At 61.0% G+C, this 20,872-nt stretch carries 17 protein-coding genes and 1 pseudogene; 5 read left to right on the forward strand and 13 right to left on the reverse strand.

Annotated features, from left to right (window positions below; all coding sequences use genetic code 11):
- Positions 1-23: 23 nt before the first annotated feature.
- From tssB (AB9K34_RS18955) to tssA, 11 genes are all read right to left on the reverse strand, one after another.
- The gene (tssB, locus tag AB9K34_RS18955; protein WP_369955989.1) at positions 24-3,581 is read right to left on the reverse strand and encodes a type VI secretion system contractile sheath small subunit; all 3,558 of its coding nucleotides are present in this window, start codon (positions 3,579-3,581) and stop codon (positions 24-26) included.
- On the reverse strand, positions 3,578-4,438 hold the full coding sequence (locus tag AB9K34_RS18960) for an ion transporter (RefSeq protein WP_369955990.1): 861 nt from the start codon (positions 4,436-4,438) through the stop codon (positions 3,578-3,580). The genes tssB (AB9K34_RS18955) and AB9K34_RS18960 overlap by 4 nt, the downstream gene beginning before the upstream one ends.
- Positions 4,439-4,468: 30 nt before the next feature.
- Complete coding sequence (gene tssH / locus AB9K34_RS18965) at positions 4,469-7,171, reverse strand: type VI secretion system ATPase TssH (protein ID WP_369955991.1); 2,703 nt, start codon at positions 7,169-7,171, stop codon at positions 4,469-4,471.
- A 28-nt stretch (positions 7,172-7,199) separates the two neighbouring features.
- Positions 7,200-8,243, reverse strand: coding sequence for a type VI secretion system baseplate subunit TssG (gene tssG / locus AB9K34_RS18970; RefSeq protein ID WP_369955992.1), 1,044 nt, complete (start codon positions 8,241-8,243; stop codon positions 7,200-7,202).
- Positions 8,207-10,084: a type VI secretion system baseplate subunit TssF gene (gene tssF / locus AB9K34_RS18975; RefSeq protein WP_369955993.1), complete on the reverse strand. Its 1,878-nt coding sequence runs from the start codon at positions 10,082-10,084 to the stop codon at positions 8,207-8,209. Before tssF ends, tssG begins: the two co-directional genes overlap by 37 nt.
- Before the next feature lie 5 nt (positions 10,085-10,089).
- Complete coding sequence (gene tssE / locus AB9K34_RS18980) at positions 10,090-10,587, reverse strand: type VI secretion system baseplate subunit TssE (protein ID WP_369955994.1); 498 nt, start codon at positions 10,585-10,587, stop codon at positions 10,090-10,092.
- Entirely contained in the window at positions 10,580-11,401 is an 822-nt protein-coding gene (locus AB9K34_RS18985) for a type VI secretion system accessory protein TagJ (protein WP_369955995.1), read from the reverse strand. The genes tssE and AB9K34_RS18985 overlap by 8 nt, the downstream gene beginning before the upstream one ends.
- 74 nt (positions 11,402-11,475) lie before the next feature.
- Positions 11,476-11,976 carry an Hcp family type VI secretion system effector gene (locus tag AB9K34_RS18990; RefSeq protein WP_369955996.1) on the reverse strand — a complete coding sequence of 167 codons (501 nt, stop codon included), beginning with the start codon at positions 11,974-11,976 and terminating at the stop codon, positions 11,476-11,478.
- Between the two features lie 67 nt (positions 11,977-12,043).
- Entirely contained in the window at positions 12,044-13,540 is a 1,497-nt protein-coding gene (gene tssC / locus AB9K34_RS18995; RefSeq protein ID WP_369955997.1) for a type VI secretion system contractile sheath large subunit, read from the reverse strand.
- 9 nt (positions 13,541-13,549) lie between these two features.
- Positions 13,550-14,062 (reverse strand): type VI secretion system contractile sheath small subunit, encoded by a 513-nt coding sequence (gene tssB / locus AB9K34_RS19000; protein ID WP_369955998.1) that lies wholly within the window; start codon positions 14,060-14,062, stop codon positions 13,550-13,552.
- 88 nt (positions 14,063-14,150) lie between these two features.
- Positions 14,151-15,200, reverse strand: a complete 1,050-nt coding sequence (gene tssA, locus AB9K34_RS19005; RefSeq protein ID WP_369955999.1) for a type VI secretion system protein TssA — start codon at positions 15,198-15,200, stop codon at positions 14,151-14,153.
- Between the two features lie 176 nt (positions 15,201-15,376).
- Here tssA and AB9K34_RS19010 point away from each other — a divergent pair, with 176 nt between their 5' ends.
- Both AB9K34_RS19010 and AB9K34_RS19015 read left to right on the forward strand, forming a co-directional pair.
- Complete coding sequence (locus AB9K34_RS19010; protein ID WP_369956000.1) at positions 15,377-16,945, forward strand: hypothetical protein; 1,569 nt, start codon at positions 15,377-15,379, stop codon at positions 16,943-16,945.
- A gap of 337 nt (positions 16,946-17,282) precedes the next feature.
- A complete protein-coding gene (locus tag AB9K34_RS19015) occupies positions 17,283-18,665 on the forward strand; it encodes a DUF6079 family protein (RefSeq protein ID WP_369956001.1) in 1,383 nt (460 codons plus the stop codon).
- On the opposite strand, the gene AB9K34_RS19020 is transcribed toward AB9K34_RS19015, so the two are convergent.
- Complete coding sequence (locus tag AB9K34_RS19020) at positions 18,641-18,808, reverse strand: hypothetical protein (protein ID WP_369956015.1); 168 nt, start codon at positions 18,806-18,808, stop codon at positions 18,641-18,643. The two genes, AB9K34_RS19015 and AB9K34_RS19020, sit on opposite strands and share 25 nt — an antisense overlap.
- Between AB9K34_RS19020 and AB9K34_RS19025 the strand changes: the two are divergent.
- From AB9K34_RS19025 to AB9K34_RS19035, 3 genes and pseudogenes are all read left to right on the forward strand, one after another.
- Positions 18,761-18,949 (forward strand): annotated as a pseudogene (locus AB9K34_RS19025) (DUF2924 domain-containing protein); the annotation flags it as partial. The gene AB9K34_RS19020 and the pseudogene AB9K34_RS19025 sit on opposite strands and share 48 nt — an antisense overlap.
- A gap of 2 nt (positions 18,950-18,951) precedes the next feature.
- Positions 18,952-20,277 (forward strand): recombinase family protein, encoded by a 1,326-nt coding sequence (locus AB9K34_RS19030; RefSeq protein ID WP_369956002.1) that lies wholly within the window; start codon positions 18,952-18,954, stop codon positions 20,275-20,277.
- Positions 20,274-20,657: a hypothetical protein gene (locus AB9K34_RS19035; protein ID WP_369956003.1), complete on the forward strand. Its 384-nt coding sequence runs from the start codon at positions 20,274-20,276 to the stop codon at positions 20,655-20,657. The genes AB9K34_RS19030 and AB9K34_RS19035 overlap by 4 nt, the downstream gene beginning before the upstream one ends.
- 3 nt (positions 20,658-20,660) lie before the next feature.
- Here the strand turns inward: AB9K34_RS19035 and AB9K34_RS19040 are convergent.
- Positions 20,661-20,872, reverse strand: a 212-nt coding sequence (locus AB9K34_RS19040) for a DUF3883 domain-containing protein (RefSeq protein WP_369956004.1), incomplete at its 5' end; no start/stop codon positions are given.

Genomic DNA, 20,872 nt, shown 5'->3' on the forward strand with positions numbered 1-20,872 from the left:
CGGTCGGGACATGGAACTCATCACTACAAATCCTCCAGCAGGGCCGCGAGATCGGCGTCGACATCCGCAAGATCGCCATCTGGCGGCGCGGTATCGTCAAACCCGGCAAGCAAGTCATCCAAACCCAGGTCTTCGCCCGTGTCCTGAGCAGTGACAGATTGCGGGCCGCTTTCGGATATTGGCGCGGGCCTGGGCGGTGATGGCGGTGGCGGCGGCGCATCCGACCACGGCCCCAGTATATCGCCGCCGGCCATCGACTGGAACGAGGCAAGGCGGATTTCATCCCGCCCCTTGATCGAGACCACCGGCATCAGCCCGCGCGCCATGACCTTTTCCACCTTGTCCAGCGTCAGGTTCCGTTCGGTGCAGGGCAATGCAACCTGATCGCCATATTGGTCTGTGACAAGGTGATAGGGCATCTCCCCCAGCGACATGATCGACCCCAACCCCATATGCGCGCCGTTCTTCCTGTAGGATCTGGCCAGCAGGATCGCGACAAGCACCACCGGATTGGCCCAGAGCATCCCCCGCAGCCCCTCGGCCATCGTGAACTCCTCGAAATCGAAGGCATGGATCGGCTCGGACTTCGCCCCATACGGACGGCGCAGCAGGAAGCGTGGCGCGGCAAGCCCCAAATGGTGCGCCTCGGGCATCGCCCGCAACCCGTCCCACGCTGTCGCTACGAGCGGATGGCGATCCGCTTTCTCGGTCTCAAAGATACCCGACGACAGCGCCGCGAGAAACGGCGCGTCCACATGCGCGGCCACGCGGGCGATCCGCCCGAGCAATTCCGCATGGGGTGGCGTTTCCTCGAAACTATACAGCCCGACAATCGCTGAATACCCGCCGCGCCCATTCTCGGGATCAAGTGGCAGTTCCGTCAACAATCGCACCAGCCCGGATCGGGCGAGATCATCGGTCGCGGCAAGGTCGGCGCCGATCTCTTCGGCGGAAATATCATATAGCGTCACGTCGAGCGTGTCGTCGGTCTCGATGCTGCGCGCGATCAGGTCGAGCGACCGCCATTGCGACTCGACCGCCTGAAATTCCGGGTGATGCAGGATCAGCCGCATGGCCGAGGTCAATGCCGCGTCCACAGCCTGCTGCATCGCGACCGTATCGGCATCGGCCACCGTGCGGACATGCGGGCCGACGATCTGCGCGATTAGGTCTTCGACAGGCGACGCCGTGGCCAATGACGCACCGTTATCGCCGATCAGCCTCTGAAACTCCGACAGTTTCAGATTGGCGGGCATCGCATTTCCAGCCGAGCGCGATCTTGGCGGCGCGACCGGCGTGGCATGCGCCTCGCCCCATTCCCTGAGCCGTGCGGCAGCGTTCGCAGAGGTCGTCCCGGTCGCGAGCTGCGCCCGGAGCGCCCGCAATTCAGACAGGATCGGCACGTTTTCATAGAGTTCGTCGGGATGTAGGTCGTCCAGTTCATTCAACTTCACCGCGACCCCCGCACCCTCCTTGCCGATCGGCAGGACAAGCGTCGTTGCAAAACTCCGGATCACATCCTCGACGGTATCCGTATCCAGCAGCACAGGCGCACGCGCCGCCAGCGCATCGCCGGTTTCCACCAGCCCGCGCGCCGCGCGTCCGGAGAAATCGCCCATCAATGCGATGCGAAAACGTGTCCGGTTCAGCCGTTCCGGTTCGGGGCGATCCCCCGTCAGGAAACCAAAGGCAAACCCGACCCCGCCCGCCAGCGTTGCCTCGCCCCCGGCATCCGGCGCCGGTGCCTCGTTCAGCAGATCATCAACTTCGACATCGGGTGCGACATCCACGCCCAGAAGATCATCGAGCGTGTCCTCTGTCTCATCGGTCGGTGACGGATCGCCCGGATCACCCAGCAAATCGTCGAGATCGTCCAGATGATTTTGCGGGCGATCCGGGGTGGCGATGGCCGCATCGCCGGGCTTTGCCGCTGAGTCGAGGTCCACCGGCAGATCGTCGAGCAGGTCCGCTCCACCTGCATCCGGTTCGTCAGGTTCCGCGAATCCGAGATCGCCCAGAAGATCCTCCAGCCCGCCCGCCTCCGATGCGCTGTCAAACGGTGTTGGCGACTGTACAGAGCCCTCGGGCTCATCCGGATCGGCTACGCCGAGGTCGCCGAGCAGATCGTCAAGATCATTCGCCTCCGGCCGGACCCCGTCCGCCGGTTCACCATCGGCATCGCCCATTCCCGGAATATCATCCGACGGGTCTGTCCCGGCCTCATCGTGGCGGGGATCGGCGATTTCCGTCGCTTCGTGGTCCTCAACTGCCAGTCCCGCCATAACATCCGTCAGGTCATCGCCTGGCACCGCGTCACAGTCGCCCGACGCAAGGGCATCCGGACGATCCTCGTGTCCGGCGTCATGCGGTGACAGTGCGGCCAACGTGTCGGCGGTCTCGTTTTCATCCGGTGGCTCTTCAAACCCGGCGAGACTGTCCAGTGCCAGAGCGAGATCATCGGTCGGTGTAGGATCAGGGAGGCGCTGTTCGGCCAGACCGGTCAGCGTGTCACTTGCGGTGTCATCGTCGCGCTGCTGCTCCACAGGTGCGTTGGCCAGACTGTCGAGCGCCGACTCCAAATCGTCCGGTTCGGATGCTTCGTCCGGCGATGCCGCAGCCAATCCGGCGAGGGTATCCGCGTGATCATCGCCTGCGGTGTCTTCAGGGATGCCAGCCTGCACCAGACTGTCCAGAACCCCGGACGCGGTATCCGGTTCGCAAACCTTTTGGGGCGCCGGATTTGCGAGGCTCGCGAGTGTATCGTCAACCGAAGGGTCCGGCGCGGCATCCGGCGAAGCATCCCTGCGCAGCGCGTCCAGAGCCGCCTGCGTCGCATCCCCGCCGGTTGTCTCCGCCGGTGCGCGTTTCCGCAACTCGGCAAGAACATCCTCCCCGGCACTGTCCTGCTCCGCGGGCTTCGGTGCCGATTGCGCCAGCGCGGCAAGCACGTCCGACGCGGTGTCCGGTTGTGCCTCTTGCCCCGGTGCGCCGGATTTCAACCGGTCAAGCACGCCGTCCGCAGGATCCGGCGCCGCGCGCTCATCGCGAGCCAGGGCACGCAAGCTATCCAGCACAGCGGTGCGATCCGCGCCGTCCTGCTGCGCCCCTGCCAATGCAGATAACAGCGCCGGATTGGCCAGTATCTCTTCGATCAACGCTGCCGCTCCGACCTTGCCGTCCATATAGGCCAACAGGTTCGACAACTGCGTGCGCGCCTCAAGCAACTCGCGCAGCGGGGCAACCTTGGCGGCAATCGCCTCTGGCGCAAAATCCTCCATCCGCTCAAATGTCAGATCGACGTCCAGATTGCCCTCCCCGGTCAGGGTGTTCGGCACGCTGAATGCCGCGCGCGGTTGCATGCCGCGCATGCGCTCATCGAAATTGTCTGCGTCGATCTCAAGGAACCTGCGGTCATCGATCGACGGCTGCGGCGATATGGATTTGCCGCTGAGGTCCGACATGACTCCCATAACGAACGGCAGCTGCACCTTCTTTTCCGAACCATACAATTCGATATCATATTCGATCTGCACCCGCGGCGCGCGGTTGCGCGAGACGAATTTCTGCGCACTACCACTCATTTCCGCTCTCCCCTGAGTTCCGCGACTTCGGCGCGCAAGGCTCGTATCTCGGCAAGCATCTCCGTGACATGCGCGTCAACGATATCGGTTTCGCTCTTCACGAGTTCGCGCAGGTTCTCGAATTCGGCCTCGTTCTCCTCTTCCACCGCAGCCTGCATGGTATTGACCAGCAGACCGATGAACAGGTTCAGCACCGAAAAGGCCGTGATGACGATGAACGGCACGAAGAACGCCCAGGCATAGGGGTGCACCTCCATCACCGGCCGCACGATGCCCATGGACCAGCTTTCGAGTGTCATGATCTGAAACAGCGAGTACAGGCTGCGCCCCAGCGTGCCGAACCACTGGCTGAAATCATGCCCGTACATCAGCGTGGCCATGACGCCGAACACGTAAAAGACGATCGAGATCATGATGATCACCGCCCCCATGCCCGGCAGCGCATCGAGCAGGGCCTGAACCACCGCCCGCATCTGCGGGATGACCGACAACAGGCGCAAGGCGCGGATCACCCGCAACCCGCGCAGTGCCGACAGCCCGCCCTTGTCCGGCAACAGACCCAGTCCGACGACAACGAAATCGAAAATGTTCCACGGGTTGGAAAAGAAGCCGCGGATGCCATAGGCATAGAATTTGAGCGCCAGTTCCGCGACAAAGATCATCAGAACCATCTTGTCGACGACCTTGAGTGTCGGGCCGATCACCGCATTGATGCTCTCCGACGTCGACATGCCCAACGTGATTGCGTTGAAAATGATCACGCCAAGGATCGCGTTCTTGACGGAGTCACGCTCGACAAACTCCAGCGCCTTTGCCCGCAGGGTTGCTGTCTGCTTGGTTTCCGGGCTTGTCTGCACGTCTGAAATTCCTTGTTCTATGTCCGGGTCCTACTCGAACGCGTAAGAGAAACTCTTGCCGTCACTGTCTATCGCGACCTTGCTCACCGCCCCGCCCTGCATCATGCGACGCAGGAACTCTGCAGATATTTCCGGCAGCATCGTGTTGGTGACGATTGCATCGATCATGCGTCCGCCGCTCTCCAGTTCCTGGCAGCGATCCACAATGGTGCCGACAACGGCATCCGAATATTCGAACGGAACCCCGTGCGACGTTTCCACACGTCGCTTGATCCGCCCCAATTGCAGACGGGTGATCGCAGCGATCATGTCAGGGCTGAGCGGGTAATAGGGGATCGTCACCAGACGCCCGAGCAGTGCCGCCGGGAAGATCCGCAGCAGAGGCTCGCGCAGCGCCTTGGCGATGCCTTCGGGTTCGGGCATCAGATCGGGATCCGAGCAAAGGTCCATGATCAGGTCGCTGCCGGCGTTGCTCGTCAGCAGGATCAGGGTGTTCTTGAAATCGATGACACGACCCTCGCCATCCTCCATCACGCCCTTGTCGAAGACCTGAAAGAATATCTCGTGCACGTCGGGATGGGCCTTTTCCACCTCGTCCAGCAAGATCACCGAATAGGGCTTGCGCCGCACGGCCTCGGTCAACACCCCGCCTTCGCCATAGCCGACATAGCCCGGAGGCGCGCCCTTGAGGCTGCTGACGGTGTGCGCCTCCTGATACTCGCTCATGTTGATGGTGATGACGTTCTGTTCGCCACCATAGAGAACCTCGGCCAGCGCCAGCGCGGTTTCGGTCTTGCCCACACCGGATGTACCCGCGAGCAGGAATACCCCGATCGGCTTGGACGGGTTGTCGAGTCCGGCACGGCTGGTCTGGATGCGCTTGGCGATCATCCGCATCGCGTGATCCTGGCCTATCACACGTTTCGCCAGATGGTCCTGAAGGTTCAGGATGGTCTCGATTTCGTCCTTGACCATGCGCCCCACGGGGATACCCGTCCAATCGCCGACGACACTGGCCACCGCCTGATGATCGACAATCGGCAGGATCAGCGGGCTTTCCCCCTGCACCTCGGTCAGTTCGGCATTCCTGGCCTTCAATTCCGACAGCAGGTTCGCGCGCTCCGTGTCGCTCAACGGGCTGGCCTCGGCGTCCTCGCTGCCAGGTTCGGCCTCGACCGGCGTGCCGCCCTCGCGCAGCCGCGCCCGCAGATCGAGGATGGTTTCAACCACCGCCTTCTCCCGCTCCCACCGTTCGGTCAGACCGGCCAGCCGGGTTTCTTCCGTCGCCTTGGCCTGCGAAACGGCATCGCGGCGTTCTGCGACGTCATAACCCGCCGTCTCATCGCGATCTATGATCTCAAGCTCGGTTGTCAGCGCCTCGATCCGGCGGCGGCTGTCATCCACCTCAGCCGGCACCGCGTGCTGGCTGACCGCAACGCGGGCGCAGGCCGTATCGAGCAGGCTGACCGATTTGTCAGGCAGTTGCCGCGCCGGGATATAGCGCGCCGACAGGGTCACCGCAGCCTCGATACCCTGATCGAGAACCTGTACCTTGTGGTGTTTTTCAAGCATCGAAGCGATACCGCGCATCATCAGGATCGCCTTATCGATACCGGGCTCGTCGACCTGCACAACCTGGAAGCGGCGGGTCAGCGCGGGGTCTTTTTCGATGTATTTCTTGTATTCGGCCCAGGTGGTCGCGCCGATGGTCCGCAAGGTGCCCCGTGCCAGCGCCGGTTTCAGCAGGTTCGCCGCATCGCCAGTGCCTGCGGCCCCGCCCGCCCCTACCAGCGTATGGGTTTCATCCACGAACATCACGATGGGCGTCGGGCTGGCCTGCACCTCGTCAATCACCTGTCGCAGACGGTTCTCGAACTCGCCCTTCATGCTGGCACCGGCCTGCAACAACCCCACGTCCAGCACGAGCAAGCGCACGTTCTGCAACGCCGGCGGCACATCGCCGCGCGCGATCCGCAGTGCAAAGCCTTCGACCACCGCGGTTTTGCCGACACCCGCCTCACCGGTCAGGATCGGGTTGTTCTGGCGTCGCCGCATCAGCACATCGACGATCTGGCGGATCTCTTCGTCACGGCCGACAATCGGGTCGATCTCGCCGTTGCGGGCCTGTTCCGTGAGGTCGGTACAGAACCGGTCGAGCGCCTCGGTGCTGCCCAACTGTGCCTGCCGCGCGCCGCTGGCTTCGCCCGGTTCCGCGCCACCGCCCGTCTGACTGCCGTCCTTGGGGCGCATGGCCTCTTCCGGCGATCCATCGGTTGCCATGGCAAAGTTGTCGGCCAGATCGTCGGCGCCGATACTGCCGAGTTCCGAAGACATGGATGTCAGGATGTTGCGCAAAGCGGGCGTCTTGAGCATCCCGAGCAAAAGGTGGCCTGTGCGGACCTGATTGGAACTGAACAGAAGCGACCCCCAAAGCCAGCCGCGTTCCATCGCGTCCATCAGGTGATCGGACAGATCCGAGATCGCACTTGCCCCGCGCGGAAGGGCGTCGAGCGCACGGGTCAATTCGGCGGAAATCCTGCCGGCGTCCAGATCGTAATGATCAACGATCCGATGCAGGTCACTGTCCTGCGCGTTCAGGATCTGATGCATCCAGTGTACGACCTCGACATAAGGATTGCCCCGCATCTTGCAGAACACCGTGGCCCCCTCGACGGCCTGGTAGCCGAGCTTGTTGAGCTTGCCAAAGAGCGCTACGCGGCTGATCTCGGTCATCTGGTGTCCTTCCTGGTCAATATTCGCATCACGGCCCCGCCCTCGCAGTTGAAATATCCGGATAGAGGAACAGGTCTGCGGCGTCGGCGCGCGTATCGTCCGGATCGGGGCGCGAACGGATCCAGCTTGTATGTCCAAGCCGCGTGTTCCCTCCGAGACTGGCGCGGGGCACCTCGTCTCCTGCCAGGACAAGGTTCACATCCCAGTCCAGACTGTCGCCCGCATAGTTGCGCACGATGGATTGCAGCCGCGCCAGCGAGTCTCCTCCCGGCAGCAAGCGGTGATACTCGGACAGCGAAAGCGGGCCGATGCGCAGCCTGAACTTGGCCCCGCGTGTCCACACCCGCTGGCCGATGCTGGTGTTGCGGCCCAATGCGGCGCGTTGGCCGAGTTGCCACCGATCGCCGGGTTCGAGATCAAGCCAGCTGCCGACGAATTGCTGCAACCGCACCGGCGCCTCGAAAAATGCGGAGAGGATAGAGACCAGTCCTTCGGGATTGCGCGACGCTTGTGAAAGATGCCCGGCAAAATGCAGCTTGGCCAGGTCCGGCATCGCGTCACGGTCGCGCAATGCCGGACCGTGATACCCCGACAAGGCCGCCACCTTGCGCGCCATCGGGTCATCCGTACGATCAAAACTCGGGGCGGGCTGGCCGGTGGTCCAGGCGCGATACAACAGGCTCATCATGCGATGGGTCAGCATGTCGGCAAAGGCCACGAAGGTGCTGTCGCGGTGGTTTCTGTACCGGTCGCGGACATATTGCGTCATGTGCAGGGGCAGCGGCCCGTTGGGTCCGAAGAGACCAAAGAACCGGTTGGTCAGCCGCGCCGGACGACCACCCACGCCCAGTTTGAACGCGGCAATCGTCGATGGCGGAAACGCCAGTTCCGCCTCTTGTCCCAAACGCACCTTGTCTTCGCGGGGGCGACGGCTCTCGCCCAGACGGGGCGCTTCGTCAAAGGTCGCTTCGATAACCCGGAGCGCCTGAAAAACATGATGCTTTTCCGGTTCCTTCGTCAGCCTGTCAAAATGGCTCAAATCATCCGGCCCAGTCCGGTTTCCGGTCGCCATCTGGCAATTTCTCCGCGTGTCTGCGTTTTCAATACGGTTTCGGTAAAACTGTTGATCGTTGTGTATCGGCGCATGAACCGTTCCAGCACCGCGCCGAGCACATACGCGCTCGTGCCCTCGAAAAAGCTCTCGTCGATGCCAATCGTGACCTCGACGCCGCGCACCGCCGTTGACAGAATCTCGTCGCTCATCCGGCGCACGATGGGACGGCTGGAAACCGAAACGATCCCTTCCAGCTGCTTTTCCGTAACCCGATCCCCCAGCGGCGCATAAAGCCCGACCAGCTCGCGCAACGCCGCCGCCGAGTCCCCCTTGCCGGCATCGGCGATCGACAGGTAGTTGAGGCTCAGGTGGCTGATCAGCCGCCATGCGGTATCCCCCTGCGCCAGTGTCGGATGCGGACGTGTCGGAGAGACAGGCAGGCGGATGGATTTGACCGGGCCGCCCTCGGGCATCCGGAACACATCCGCATCTCCGGTCGCCAGCAAAAGCGGCAGGTCGCGGTTTGAGCACATGGCCTGCACCGCAAGTTGATCAAGGTTGGCCGGATAGGGCGTTTGCGCCCGGTCAACCAGCGTCACAAAAACCTCGGACCCAAGATAGGATGTCCGTACCCCCCGCAGCCGCTCTTTTTCCGAGCGCTGTCGCATGCGGCGGTGAATCGTGTAATAGGCCGGGTGGGTTTCCCCTGCGGCGGTGAAATCGGTCGCGGAATAGAACGGGCGGAAAACAACGTCGTCTCCGCCAGCGCTGCTGATGCCGGTGACGCTCTGAAGCGAATGAATTTCAAAGTCCAGCGCGGCCGTCCGGCTGGGGATCACGTGCTGCTCGGTATCGCTGGCAAGCACGTGCACCCGGTCGCAGCGCTTCGGAAACAGGTTGATGGCGGGCACCGCGTTCGGGGTAAAGGCCTCGGCAACAACCATCGGCGCCACCTCGCTACGCCCTTCCCGCAGCAGGATGTAGATATCGACATCCGGCCCGGTCGCGCGGGCAAGTGCAGGTTGCACCCCCTGAAGTTCGACAAACAGGAACCGTTCGGGCATCGCGAAATATTCCTGCAACAACCGATACCCGTCGAAAGAGCGGCGCGGCGTCGGCAGCAGGGCTTCGTCCTGATCAAAGCCGCGATTCACCACCGCACCCCGCACCAGCGGTTCCGCCCAGTCGGCCCGCCGGTCGGTCGAGCGACCGCAGAGCGCACTGACCTGCGTCGACAGCAATTCAAGCAACGCCCAACTGTTGCCGGCACTGCTGTCGAGAAACAGGGTCAGATCGTCCATCGGCATCTCGGCGATCGGACCGCCATCGGACCGTCTGAGCCTGAGCCGAATGGCGGCACGCGCCTCGGCCTGTCCGGCAACGCCTGCGGCCACCAGTTCCCCACGCCCGTCGATATATTCCGCCTCGCTGATCCGGATCGGCCACATCGTCATCTCTGCGGCAGTGCGAAATTCGCAGGGTGTGTTCTCGCCCTCCATCAACCGGCTGCGCAACGAGGTATGACGCGGCAGGACATAGCCACTCTTGACCGCGGAATTGGACGTGTCCGGTTCGAAAGCGGCAATCATCATCGAAGGCGTCGGCGCGAGGTAATGCGGATAGACGATCTCAAGCAGGTTGCTGGTAAAATTCGGATATTGAAGCTCAAGCTCGAGCTGCACGCGCGCCGAGAGAAACGCCACCCCCTCCAGAAGCCGTTCGACATAGGGGTCGAGCACCTCGACCCCCTCCATGCCCAGCCGGCTGGCGATTTTGGGATAGGCCGCCGCGAACTCGGCGCCCATGTCACGCAGGAAGATCAGCTCGTTCTCGTAATGCTTCATCAGGCGTGTATCCATGGCGGCTAGCGGCCCCCGTCCACGGAGATTTCACCGGTCGTGACGTCCACCTGACTGCGCAGGTACAGTTCGAGCGGCAAGGGCTGGGCCCACATGTCAGCACGGATGATCAGCGCGACGGTCATGTCTTTTCCGGTGTCGTCCGGATTGAGCGTGACCTCTACCGTACCGTCTATGATGCGAGGCTCGTAAACCGCGATTGCCCGCTGGATGGAGCGGCGTATCTGCTCGGCCCGTTCTGCTGTCGAAAACTCGCCTGACACCTCGCGCAAGCCATAGTTTACGACACTGCGCGCGACATTGGGCAGCGCCGCCGCATCAAATGAGCTTTCGGTATTGGTGGTGTTGAGCAACCAGGACAGATCGCGCTGGATGATGTCGCGCAGGCGCGAGATGTCGATCACCCGCGAATCCCTGGTTTCCCTGGGATTACCCGGCTCGTTGTCGGTCAACCGGTCCAGCAAAGAGGGTTGCAAGCGCTCGGCAAGGGTCTTGTCAGCCATCGTCGGATGCGCTCGCGGAAGTCGGAGCGCCCTCCATGACAAGGCTGCGGACATCCATCAACGCAACATCGCCCTGATCGGTCGCGAACAGTCGCTGGCCCGCGCCGACAAATGTCTCGCCGCCCACATCCGACCAGGTGGTCGCCCGCGCCAGGGTGTTCGCGGGGTCGTCGCCATCGGTGGTCCCGACGTAGCGGGTCGGGATCAATGCGGCGACTTCGCCACCGTTCTGCAAACCAAGCGTTGCCGCGGTCCAGACCGCATCGCGCAGGTCGCTGGGCGCCTCCATCGACAGGGACGCGACCGAGCTGAAGGGCAGCCAGAAATAACGTCCGTTCACAATGATCTCGAGCACCGGACCCAGACGCATATCGGCATCGGCGATCCACTGAAATGCCTGTCCGTCGATCACACCCGCGCAGGCAGGCGCCGCATCAAAGGCACGGGTGCGCAACGCCGCAGCCTCCTCGGATCTACCGGCGGCCAGCAGTTTCTGCGCCTCGATCAGCAGCGCCAGCCATTCTGCCGGTTCGCCGAAAATCAAAGGCTCTTTCTCGCCGGCGAATACCTTTTCGCGATAGACCTCGCAGATGATCGCCTCGCGATAGGTCTGTGCCATCATCGTGGCGGCGCTGTCCATTTCCGCACTCAGCTTCAACTGGGTGATCGCCCGCTTCCAATCTCCCAGAACGCAAAGAAGCTGAAACAGGAAAATCCGGAGCTTCGGGTCGGCAGGGTTTGCTCTGACCTCGTCCTGCAGCGCGGCAAGCGCAGCCTTCGGATCGCCTGATTTCAGATGTTCTTCTGGGGTCATGCAAAGGGTTCCGGATGCAAAATATCAAATGAACATGCCTGGCCGTGATCCGGCCAGGCAGGCAGTTGAAACGATCAGATCATTTCACTCTTCATGACGTTCCAGGCAAAATCGGATTTACCCTTGTTCAGTGCTCCGGTTTCAGGATCGGCTTGTTTGTACTCGACCTTGATCGTGCGATAGGCCAGTTCCCAGTTCTCTTCCGGGATCTGCTCTTCCCCGCCTGTAACATCGTACTTGTCGATCACCGAGTGAGTCAGAGTGAAGATGAGATAAGGCTCCATGCCGGTCTTGCCGTCCTGACCCGAGCGGCAGAGATGGATAACCGTCTTGTCGCGCACCGTGCCGTTGGCGACGGACAACATGAGCTTTGGCGATGCGAGGCTGAGTTCGGACGTCACGCTGATCTTGCCGAAATTGGCATTGGCATAGCCACGCTGGGTCGTGCCCAGGTCGGACATGTCCAGCGTACGCTCGACATTGAACGAGACGGTCTTGAGCGGGATCCAGTTTTCATGGTTGCTGTCCATGCTTTCGCCGTCAGCACCGGTAATTTGAATAAATGCGTTTTCCATAGTGTTTTCCTTTCACTGATTGACGCAATGCGCCATTCTTGGGGGTAGCGCCTTCCTGAAGCCGTAATTACGCTCCTTTCTCCGAAGGCAATTTGGATACCAGCCGCAGGGACACGGTAAGCCCCTCGAGCTGATAGTGAGGGCGTAGAAAGAACTTCGACGAATAATAGCCGGGATTGCCCTCGACCTCTTCGACAGCGACCTCGGCGGCAGCGAGTGGTTTACGTGCCTTGACCGCTTCCGAAGAAACTTCTGCGTTGGTGTCCACGTACTGGTTCACCCAGTCCTGGAGCCAGACTTCCATGTCTTTGCGACTCTTGAACGAACCGATCTTGTCGCGGACCATGCATTTCATGTAATGCGCGAACCGGCAGGTCGCGAAGAGATAGGGCAGCCGCGCCGCAAGATTGGCGTTCGCGGTTGCGTCCGGATCGTCATATTCTGCCGGCTTGTGCAGCGACTGCGCCCCGATAAAGGCCGCGATGTCGGAATTCTTGCGATGGATCAGCGGCATCATGCCGTTCTTGGCCAATTCCGCCTCGCGCCGATCGCTGATCGCAATCTCGGTCGGACATTTCTGATCCACGCCGCCATCGTCGGTGGGGAAGGTGTGGCTGGGCAGGTTTTCAAGTGCACCGCCGCTTTCGACACCACGGATTCGCGAGCACCAGCCATAGGTCTTGAACGACCGGTTGATGTTCACAGCCATGCCGTAGGCGGCATTGACCCAGCCATACTTGCTGCTGTCCGCGCCGTCCGTGTCTTCTTCAAAGGCGAACGCCTCGACCGGGTCGGTTTTCGATCCATATGGCAGACGTCCCAGGAACCGCGGCATCGCCAGGCCGACATATTTGGAATCCTCGCTCTCGCGCAGGCTGCGCCAGGACGCATATTCAGGCGTCTGGAAAATCTTGGTCAGATCGCGGGGGTTGGCCAGTTCGCCCCAGCTGTCCATCTGGAACAGGCTCGGCTGGGCACCGGTGATCAACGGCGCATGCGCAGCGGCGGCGATCTTGGACATTTCACCCAGCAGCTCCACGTCCGGCGGGCTGTGATCGAAATGATAATCCGCCACCAGCGTGCCATAAGGCTCGCCACCGAACTGCCCGAATTCCTCTTCGTAAAGCTTCTTGAAGATCGGAGACTGATCCCACGCGGTTCCCTTGAACTTGCGCAGGGTCTTGTGCATCTCCTTTTTCGAGATGTTCATCACCCGGATTTTCAGCATCTCGTCGGTTTCGGTGTTGTTCACCAGGTAATGCAGCCCTCGCCACGCGCTCTCCATCTGCTGGAATTCTTCGTGATGCAGGATCAGGTTGATCTGCTCGGTCAGCTTCTTGTCGAGTTCCGCAACGATACCTTCGATCGAGCGCAACGCGTCGTCGGAGATCAGGTTCGCATTCTCGAGCGCCTGCTGGGCGAGCGTCTTGACGGCAGTTTCAACGGCGGTCTTGGCCTGATCGGATTTCGGGCGGAATTCCTTTTGCAGCAGTTCCTCGAATTCCGATGAGCCAAATGCGGTGGCTTCACCGCCGGCCTTTGCCTGGGCTTGTTCTTCAGCCATGTGTATCTCCTATTCCTCGTCGCTTTCAGCCTTGGGCGCAGGCTGCGCGGCCAGTGTTTTCAACAATGCAGGGTCACTGATGATCTTGCTGATCAGGTCCTCGGCACCGGTCTTTCCGTCCATGTAGGTCATCAGATTGGACAATTGCGTGCGCGCATCGAGCAACTCGCGAAGCGGCTCGACCTTGGCGGCGATCGCTGCGGGCGAGAAATCGTCCATGCTCTCAAAGGTGATATCCACCGCGAGGTTTCCCTCGCCGGTCAGCGTATTGGGCACCGTGAACGCGGCGCGCGGCTTCATCGATTTCATCCGGTCGTCGAAATTGTCGACGTCGATCTCGAGAAACTTGCGGTCTGCAACGGCGGGCTGCGGTGCTTCGGACTTGCCGGCAAGATCGCTCATCACACCCATCACGAAGGGCAACTGCACCTTTTTCTCCGCGCCATAAAGCTCGACATCATATTCGATCTGAACCCTGGGCGCGCGATTCCGCGCTATGAATTTCTGTGAACTATCCGCCATCTCGTACTCCTTGGTATCCCTGTTTTTTCATGTGTCGCGGCTGACCCAAAAAGAGGCCGCCAATGGGTTAATCAAAAGTTAATACAGACTAATCATCGTCTATTCCGCCAAGACTCTTGACGGCATCGAATTCGCCGGGGGCTATATCGCGAATGATCGTCAGGAAATCGGCATTGACCAGCCGCTTGGCGCGCTCCAAAAGGATCGGAACCGGGCTGGAGGGCTCTTTCTGGCGATAATAACCGACGATCCGCTCCAGCGCGTTTATCACGTCGGTGCGCGAATTGATCGCCCCTACGGCCTGCACCGGCGCGGCGGGGGCCGCATCCGTTGCCGTGGTATCCGGGTCAACCGGCGCGCCCTCTTCGGCGGTATCCGCAGGGCCCGCCGAAGAGGCATACTCTCCGACCCGACGCGCCATCAGGTCCAAAAGCTTGACCAGCGGCATGAGTTCAGGACCCTGGCCCGGGGTCTTTTCATCAAATACCGCAGAAATCGCCCTGACATTTTCCGATGCCGTCTGTAGCGCGGTCAGAGTTTCCGACAGCACCTCGTCATCCGTGTCCTGGAACGCGGCCGCAATCGTTGCCGTATCCGGTCCGGTCTCGCCCTCGGGCACGGCAACCTGCCCCTCGGACATTTCGATGTCACGCATCGAGAACAGGCCAAATCCACGGCTCCGGGTCAGCGGCGCGCGGCGCAGCGAACGATAGGCCAGCGACGGCCCCGCCATGCCGTCGGGTTGACCACAAAGCCCCTGGATCGCATTGATCCGCATCGTCGGATCGTTGCCGTCCTCCTCGTCAAGCTCGGGATGGCAGGTGTCCCAATAATCTTCCAGGTGGCCGCGCAACACCGTGGTCGCATCGGCATAGCCTTGCAGCCCCTCGACATTCAGGATCGCATCCGCAAGGAACACACCGGCACGCAGATCATGACTCTGCCTGAGCACGTCGAGCGCCTTTTTGACGACTTCCCGGTAATCAGGCCCGTGACCCTCGGCGATCGCATCGCCAACCTGCTGCTCTTCAACCGGTTGGGCGGCAAGCTCCATCTCGGTGAACACCATCTCGTATTCGAGATTCTCACCGCTTGGCGCGTTTTCACCCTTGGATTGTAAAAGGACTACCGGGTCCATAGTGTCTCCCTTCGAAGCGGCCAAAACCCCGGCCGCGACTACACTTGAACCAATTCCCGGTTGCGACTGCAGTAATGCAGTTCACACAACAGAAAACATTTTTTGTTGACCCTAAGTCAGCCTTATCATCTTCTTAAAGTCAATTGGATTTCCACACGCATAGAGGGTTCGACATTATGGCCGATCTCAAACTCGAAGGCGCCGAGCTCAAGAAAATGGTGAAGCTCGGAAAAAAGAAACCTCTGAGCTTTGCGTTCTGCCCCGGATTACAGAATGAACACACGTTCATGATCGATCGCCGCAAGGCGCCCGCGATGCTCGGCAAACTTGCGCGCAAGGAAGGCACCGGCAAGAAAGTCGCCTTCGGGACGTTTGAACTCAAGGGGCGTGTCATGGAAATGACCTGCGAAAGCACCGTTCCGCAGATGGCCAAGACGATCAAGAAATACCTGAAAACCCAAAAGACCCTGGTTAACGTTTTGATCCTCGACGCCGACGGCAACACCCTGGAGAGCGACGTCGAGGATTTGCCAGACGATCCGACAATGGAAGAAACGCTGCAAGACCAGGCCACGCGCGAAGAACCGACCGAAACCACGCAAGCCCAGGATGACGTTTCTGAAGATGCGCAACAGTATGCCCCCGAAGAGAGCGACGCCCCCGCGATGGACGCGGCGGCACTGGCGGCGCGATTGAAGGCACTGCAACCCGATATCGCCGCAGCCAGCGACGATGCCGCCGAGAAACTGAAAAAGGCAATGACCGGTGCCGTCTCTCAGATAAAATCCTCTGCATTCGAACAGGCGGACAAGACGATTACCGCACTGGAAAACGCGGTCGCCAGGCTGCGCCAGCGTGCAGAAGCAGGGCAGGTCCCGGAAGCCGGACAGGACCCCGCCTCACCGCAACCGGATTTCCAGGCCCTCGCCATCCGCGCCAAGGCTCTGCAACAGAGCATTGCCGACATTGCGGAACCTGCAAAAGGCAAACTGATGACAGCGCTGTCAAGCGCCGCCCAGACCATCAAGGCGCGCAATCACGAGGCGGCGGACGCTCTGCTCGGAAAAATCGAAGCGGCCGTCAACAAGACCAGAACGGCAACCACTGACGGCGATGGCAACGCCACGAAATGGGAAGCTGTTCAGGCGCGTCTGCAACCCGTCGTCGACAAGGCAATGACCGACAGGCGCGGCGACCTCGCCGCAATCAACCGCAGCTTTGATTTCGCCAAGGATCAGGCGGCGGAGGGCAACTATGCCAACGCGTTGAAAGCGGCAGCCAAGACGGCCGAGTTGCTCAAGCAGGCAGCGACCATGCAGACCACTGCGGCGGCACAAGAGGCCGCCGACCTGTCGCCCGAGGGGCTTGTCAAGCTGCGCGTCGCCTGGATCGAAACGCGGCTTGGCATGAAAAAGGACATCGAAGGGCTGAAATCGGCAATTGACGATGCAACAAGGGGCATTGACGGCATGGAAGAGGTCTCTTCCAAGTCCTCGGTCCTGTTCGACTATATCTCGGGCATCGACACGAGCCTGGAACAGGCATTGCAGGACATGGCCGATGCACAGGACACAGAGACGCGCAACGCCCTGAAACGCAATGCGATGCAAATTGTGGAAACATACAGGGACGTTCTGGATTCAGATTTCTTCAAGGCGGTCGACGACAACGGTTTTGTCAAAACCAACATTCGCAGCTCTGCTCTCAATTCGCTGCAAAAAGTTGGCGCAGCCCTGGCGGCCTGATCCGTCATGTCCATAACCGGCATCAAACGCAGGACCGCACGCCTTCACTCGAGATCCTGTTCACCGCTATCGCCCTTGTCACTGGCCACCACCGCGCCGGCCTCGCGCCCGGTGCCTTCGGTCGCCGCCCGCCGCGAACGCGGTATCGCCGTCTGTGCCCGCAATGATGGTGTCTACGCGTGTTTGAGCCACGCATGACAAGAATAGGGCTGGCGAAGATGACGGAGCATAGCGTCGGGATCGACATTTCCAAATCTCACCTCGACGTTTTTCACTTGGAGACTCAGACGGCGAAGCGGTTCGAGAATTCCGCGCACGGTTTTCGGGCGCTGCGCAAATGGCTGGCTCAGCTGGCGGTGACGCAGGTGGTGTTCGAGGCGACCGGCCCTTGTCATCGCGCCTTCGAAAAGGCGTTTTCGGGGGCCTTCCTTTGGTCAAGGTCAATCCTCTCCAGGCATGCCGTTTCGCGCAAGCCTACGAGACACAGGTCAAGACGGACGCGGTAGATGCACGCCTCTTGGCCCGCATGGGATCTGCGCTTGCCTTGGTGGCTGATGAGCCGATGTCAGAAAAGACGCATGATCTTCGTGACCTGCAGATCACACGAACGGCCCTGACCAAGGAGCGCACCCGGCTGCGCAACCGCGGCCATGTTCAGACCAACACGGTTCTCAAACGCCAGACCAAAGCCCGCCTGGCGCTGGTCGAGCGGCAGGTCGTCGAGCTGAACGACGAGATTGCAAAGCGCATCGCCGATGACCGGTCAGTCACGTCGGATCATCGCTGTGTGGCCTGGAGGCATGCGGGACAATCGCCTCACATATGCCGCACCCAGAACATCAGGACTACGCCATCGACGGCCTGGTCCCATTCACTGTGCATTGAAAGGGGACGAGGGATGTCGATGCGTTATGGCGATCTCATTCAGTTCGAGCCGATTGAGTCGGTTATCCAGCTTCTGGATGCCAATCGCCCAGATGAGGCCAAGAAACTGGTTTCGACCTACGTGATTTCTGACGATATGGCTGAGCGGATTGCCAAGCTCATGATCCCGCAGCTTTCGTTCGACGACGGCGTGGCCCACAAGGGCGTACTGGTCGCCGGCAACTACGGGACAGGTAAGTCGCACCTGATGTCCGTTCTTTCGCTGGTGGCAGAGGATGCAGACTACGTCCAGATGATCCATCACCCAAAGGTGGCTGACGCTGCTAAAGCGATCGCGGGGAAGTTCAAAGTCCATCGGATCGAGATCTCAAGCCAGATGTCGTTGCGTGACATCATCACGCAGCAGCTGGACGTCTTTCTCGAAAAGGAAGGCGTAAGCTATTCCTTCCCGCCGGCCGACAAGGTGATCAATAACAAGGCCGCCTTCGAAGAGATGATGGCGGCGTTTGCCGAGGTGCACCCGAACCACGGCGTTCTGCTAGTGATGGATGAGTTCCTCGAATACTTGCGTTCGCGCAAAGATCACGACCTTGTTCTCGACCTGTCGTTCCTGCGCGAGATTGGCGAGGTCACCAAGCACCTCCGCTTCCGCTTCGTCGCAGGCGTTCAAGAGGCCATCTTCGACAGCAGCCGCTTCCAGCATCTTACGGATAGCCTTCGTCGAGTGAAGGATCGGTTCACCCAGGTTCTACTTGCCCGGCAAGACGTCAGCTTCGTCGTGGCCGAACGACTCCTGAAGAAGACGTCGGATCAGCAAAACAAGATCCGCGCGTAGGCGAACTCGCCGGAGGCCGGGATCATGGTGACGGCGCGGGTCAGCCCTTCGGCGGTGTCGGGATCGGCCAGAACCAGATCGCGGATCCCCGCAATCCGGTGGCTGGCACGCGGCTGATCCGGGAATGGAACGGGGTCTAGCAAACCATCACCGTGCTGAAGGACGGTTTTGAGTGGCAGGGCCGCAAGTACAAATCGCTTTCGGGCATCGCGCGAGAAATCACCGGCGTGCGCTGGAACGGCTATCGCTTCTTCGGGCTGCAGGTCCGACCGCGGGAGATTTGACCATGGATAGCAACTCGCGCCCAAACCGCCGCCTGCGCTGTGCGATCTATACCCGCAAGTCCACCGAAGAAGGGCTCGACATGGAGTTCAATAGCCTCGATGCGCAGCGCGAGGCTTGCGAAGCCTACATCGCCAGTCAGCGCTCCGAGGGCTGGGCCTACCTGCGCGAGCGTTACGACGACGGCGGGTTCTCCGGCGGCACACTGGAACGCCCTGCGTTGAAACAGCTGATTGCCGATGTTGAAGACGGCCTCGTTGATGTGATCGTGGTCTACAAGATCGACCGCCTCAGCCGCGCCCTGATGGATTTTTCGAAACTGGTCGAGCTTTTCGATCGGCACGGCGTGACCTTCGTGTCGGTGACCCAGTCCTTCAACACGACAACGTCGATGGGACGGCTCACACTGAACATCCTGCTCAGCTTCGCGCAGTTCGAGCGGGAAGTGACGGCAGAGCGGATCCGGGACAAGGTCGCCGCCTCCCGGAAGAAGGGCATGTGGATGGGCGGCTACGTCCCCCTCGGGTACGATGTCGTCGACCACAAGCTTCTCGTGAACGAGAACGAGGCGGCGCAGGTACGGCGGATATTTGAGCGCTTCGTCGAACTTGGATCCGCCACGGTTCTGGCGCGAGAGCTCCGCCGCGAAGAGGCCTGCAACAAGCAGGGGACGCTGATCGACAAAGGTTATCTCTACCGGCTACTCAAGAACCGCGTTTATCGCGGTGAAGCTGTCCACAAGGGTACTGCATATCCCGGCGAGCATGATGCCATCATTGACGCCGACCTCTGGGACCGCGCCCACGCCATCCTGCAAGAGAGCCCCCGGAAACGCGCCAACAACACCCGCGCGCAGACACCGGCGCTGCTCAAAGGGCTGATCTTCTCGGAAACCGGCGCGGCCATGACGCCCACCACCACGAAGAAAGGCTCGAAACTCTACCGCTACTACGTGTCCATGGACGTGATCCGGAACCGAGATACCGGCGACGAGACCGCGCCCACGCGGCTGGCCGCCGGGATGGTCGAAAAAGCGGTGGTGACTGAAATCCGACGGATCCTGCAAACGCCAGAGGTAGTCACGCAGGTGTTGTCGGCGCTCAAAACCAACACCGCCGATATTTCAGAAGCCAACGCGTTGGGCGCGCTCCACGAGTTCGACACCCTCTGGACCCAACTCTTCCCCGCCGAGCAAGCCCGGATCGTTCAGCTCCTTGTCCGGCGCATTACGGTGACGGCCACCGGGCTCGAGGTCGATATCCGGCGCGAGGGCATCGCCGGGGTCATCCGCGAGATGTTCGCCCCGCGCGAGTTAGAGGCCGCCGAATGACCAATTCCAATGACACCATCCGCATTCTGATCCCTCTCAAGGTACGCAAGAAAAACGGGCGACCGAAGATCCTGCCTCCCGCCGACCATGGCCCGAGCGCGGATCAAGCGCAGGATCCCCACATCCTGCGTGCCATCGGCCGCGCATGGAGCTGGCGTCGTCGCATGGAAGCGGGCGAGTTCGCCACAATTCAGGAACTGGCCGAAGCCGTCGGGTTGGCCGAGCGTCATGTCAGCCGTCAGTTACGGCTCGCCTATCTTGCACCCGAGGTTCTTAAACGCCTGACCTGCGGACGCGAGGCGTCGGCGGTCAGCCTCTACGATCTGTGCTTTCTGGCGGGGGATACTTGGCAAAAACAGGCTGAGCGAACGTTTCGCTGACCTTCAATGAAAACTCGCCTGAAAGGACGTTGCCGTCAGCGAGACATGCGCGTCCAGCGGCGGGTGCAGCTCGAACGCCTTCGGCTCGCGCGCGAAGTTCCAGAGCCGGAACAGGGACCATTCCGAACGCCGCTCCTCGGCCACGGCCAGCTCGGTGCGGCTGATGTGGAAAGGGGTGCGTTCCCAGCCATTCGTCGTCTTCACCTCGACTAGGC

Origin of the sequence: Sedimentitalea sp. XS_ASV28, from assembly GCF_041224545.1 — a bacterium.
GTDB lineage: Bacteria > Pseudomonadota > Alphaproteobacteria > Rhodobacterales > Rhodobacteraceae > Sedimentitalea.

What these genes read in the sequence shown, in the direction of transcription:
- AB9K34_RS19035 (WP_369956003.1), top strand. Translation starts at nt 20,274, where the DNA reads ATGACCAATTCCAATGACACCATCCGCATTCTGATCCCTCTCAAGGTA.
- tssC (WP_369955997.1), bottom strand. Translation starts at nt 13,540, where the DNA reads ATGGCTGAAGAACAAGCCCAGGCAAAGGCCGGCGGTGAAGCCACCGCA.
- tssH (WP_369955991.1), bottom strand. Translation starts at nt 7,171, where the DNA reads ATGACCGAGATCAGCCGCGTAGCGCTCTTTGGCAAGCTCAACAAGCTC.
- AB9K34_RS19010 (WP_369956000.1), top strand. Translation starts at nt 15,377, where the DNA reads ATGGCCGATCTCAAACTCGAAGGCGCCGAGCTCAAGAAAATGGTGAAG.
- AB9K34_RS19015 (WP_369956001.1), top strand. Translation starts at nt 17,283, where the DNA reads ATGGCTGGCTCAGCTGGCGGTGACGCAGGTGGTGTTCGAGGCGACCGG.
- tssE (WP_369955994.1), bottom strand. Translation starts at nt 10,587, where the DNA reads ATGGCTGACAAGACCCTTGCCGAGCGCTTGCAACCCTCTTTGCTGGAC.
- AB9K34_RS19030 (WP_369956002.1), top strand. Translation starts at nt 18,952, where the DNA reads ATGGATAGCAACTCGCGCCCAAACCGCCGCCTGCGCTGTGCGATCTAT.
- tssG (WP_369955992.1), bottom strand. Translation starts at nt 8,243, where the DNA reads ATGGCGACCGGAAACCGGACTGGGCCGGATGATTTGAGCCATTTTGAC.
- tssB (WP_369955989.1), bottom strand. Translation starts at nt 3,581, where the DNA reads ATGAGTGGTAGTGCGCAGAAATTCGTCTCGCGCAACCGCGCGCCGCGG.
- AB9K34_RS18990 (WP_369955996.1), bottom strand. Translation starts at nt 11,976, where the DNA reads ATGGAAAACGCATTTATTCAAATTACCGGTGCTGACGGCGAAAGCATG.
- AB9K34_RS18985 (WP_369955995.1), bottom strand. Translation starts at nt 11,401, where the DNA reads ATGACCCCAGAAGAACATCTGAAATCAGGCGATCCGAAGGCTGCGCTT.
- tssB (WP_369955998.1), bottom strand. Translation starts at nt 14,062, where the DNA reads ATGGCGGATAGTTCACAGAAATTCATAGCGCGGAATCGCGCGCCCAGG.
- tssF (WP_369955993.1), bottom strand. Translation starts at nt 10,084, where the DNA reads ATGGATACACGCCTGATGAAGCATTACGAGAACGAGCTGATCTTCCTG.
- tssA (WP_369955999.1), bottom strand. Translation starts at nt 15,200, where the DNA reads ATGGACCCGGTAGTCCTTTTACAATCCAAGGGTGAAAACGCGCCAAGC.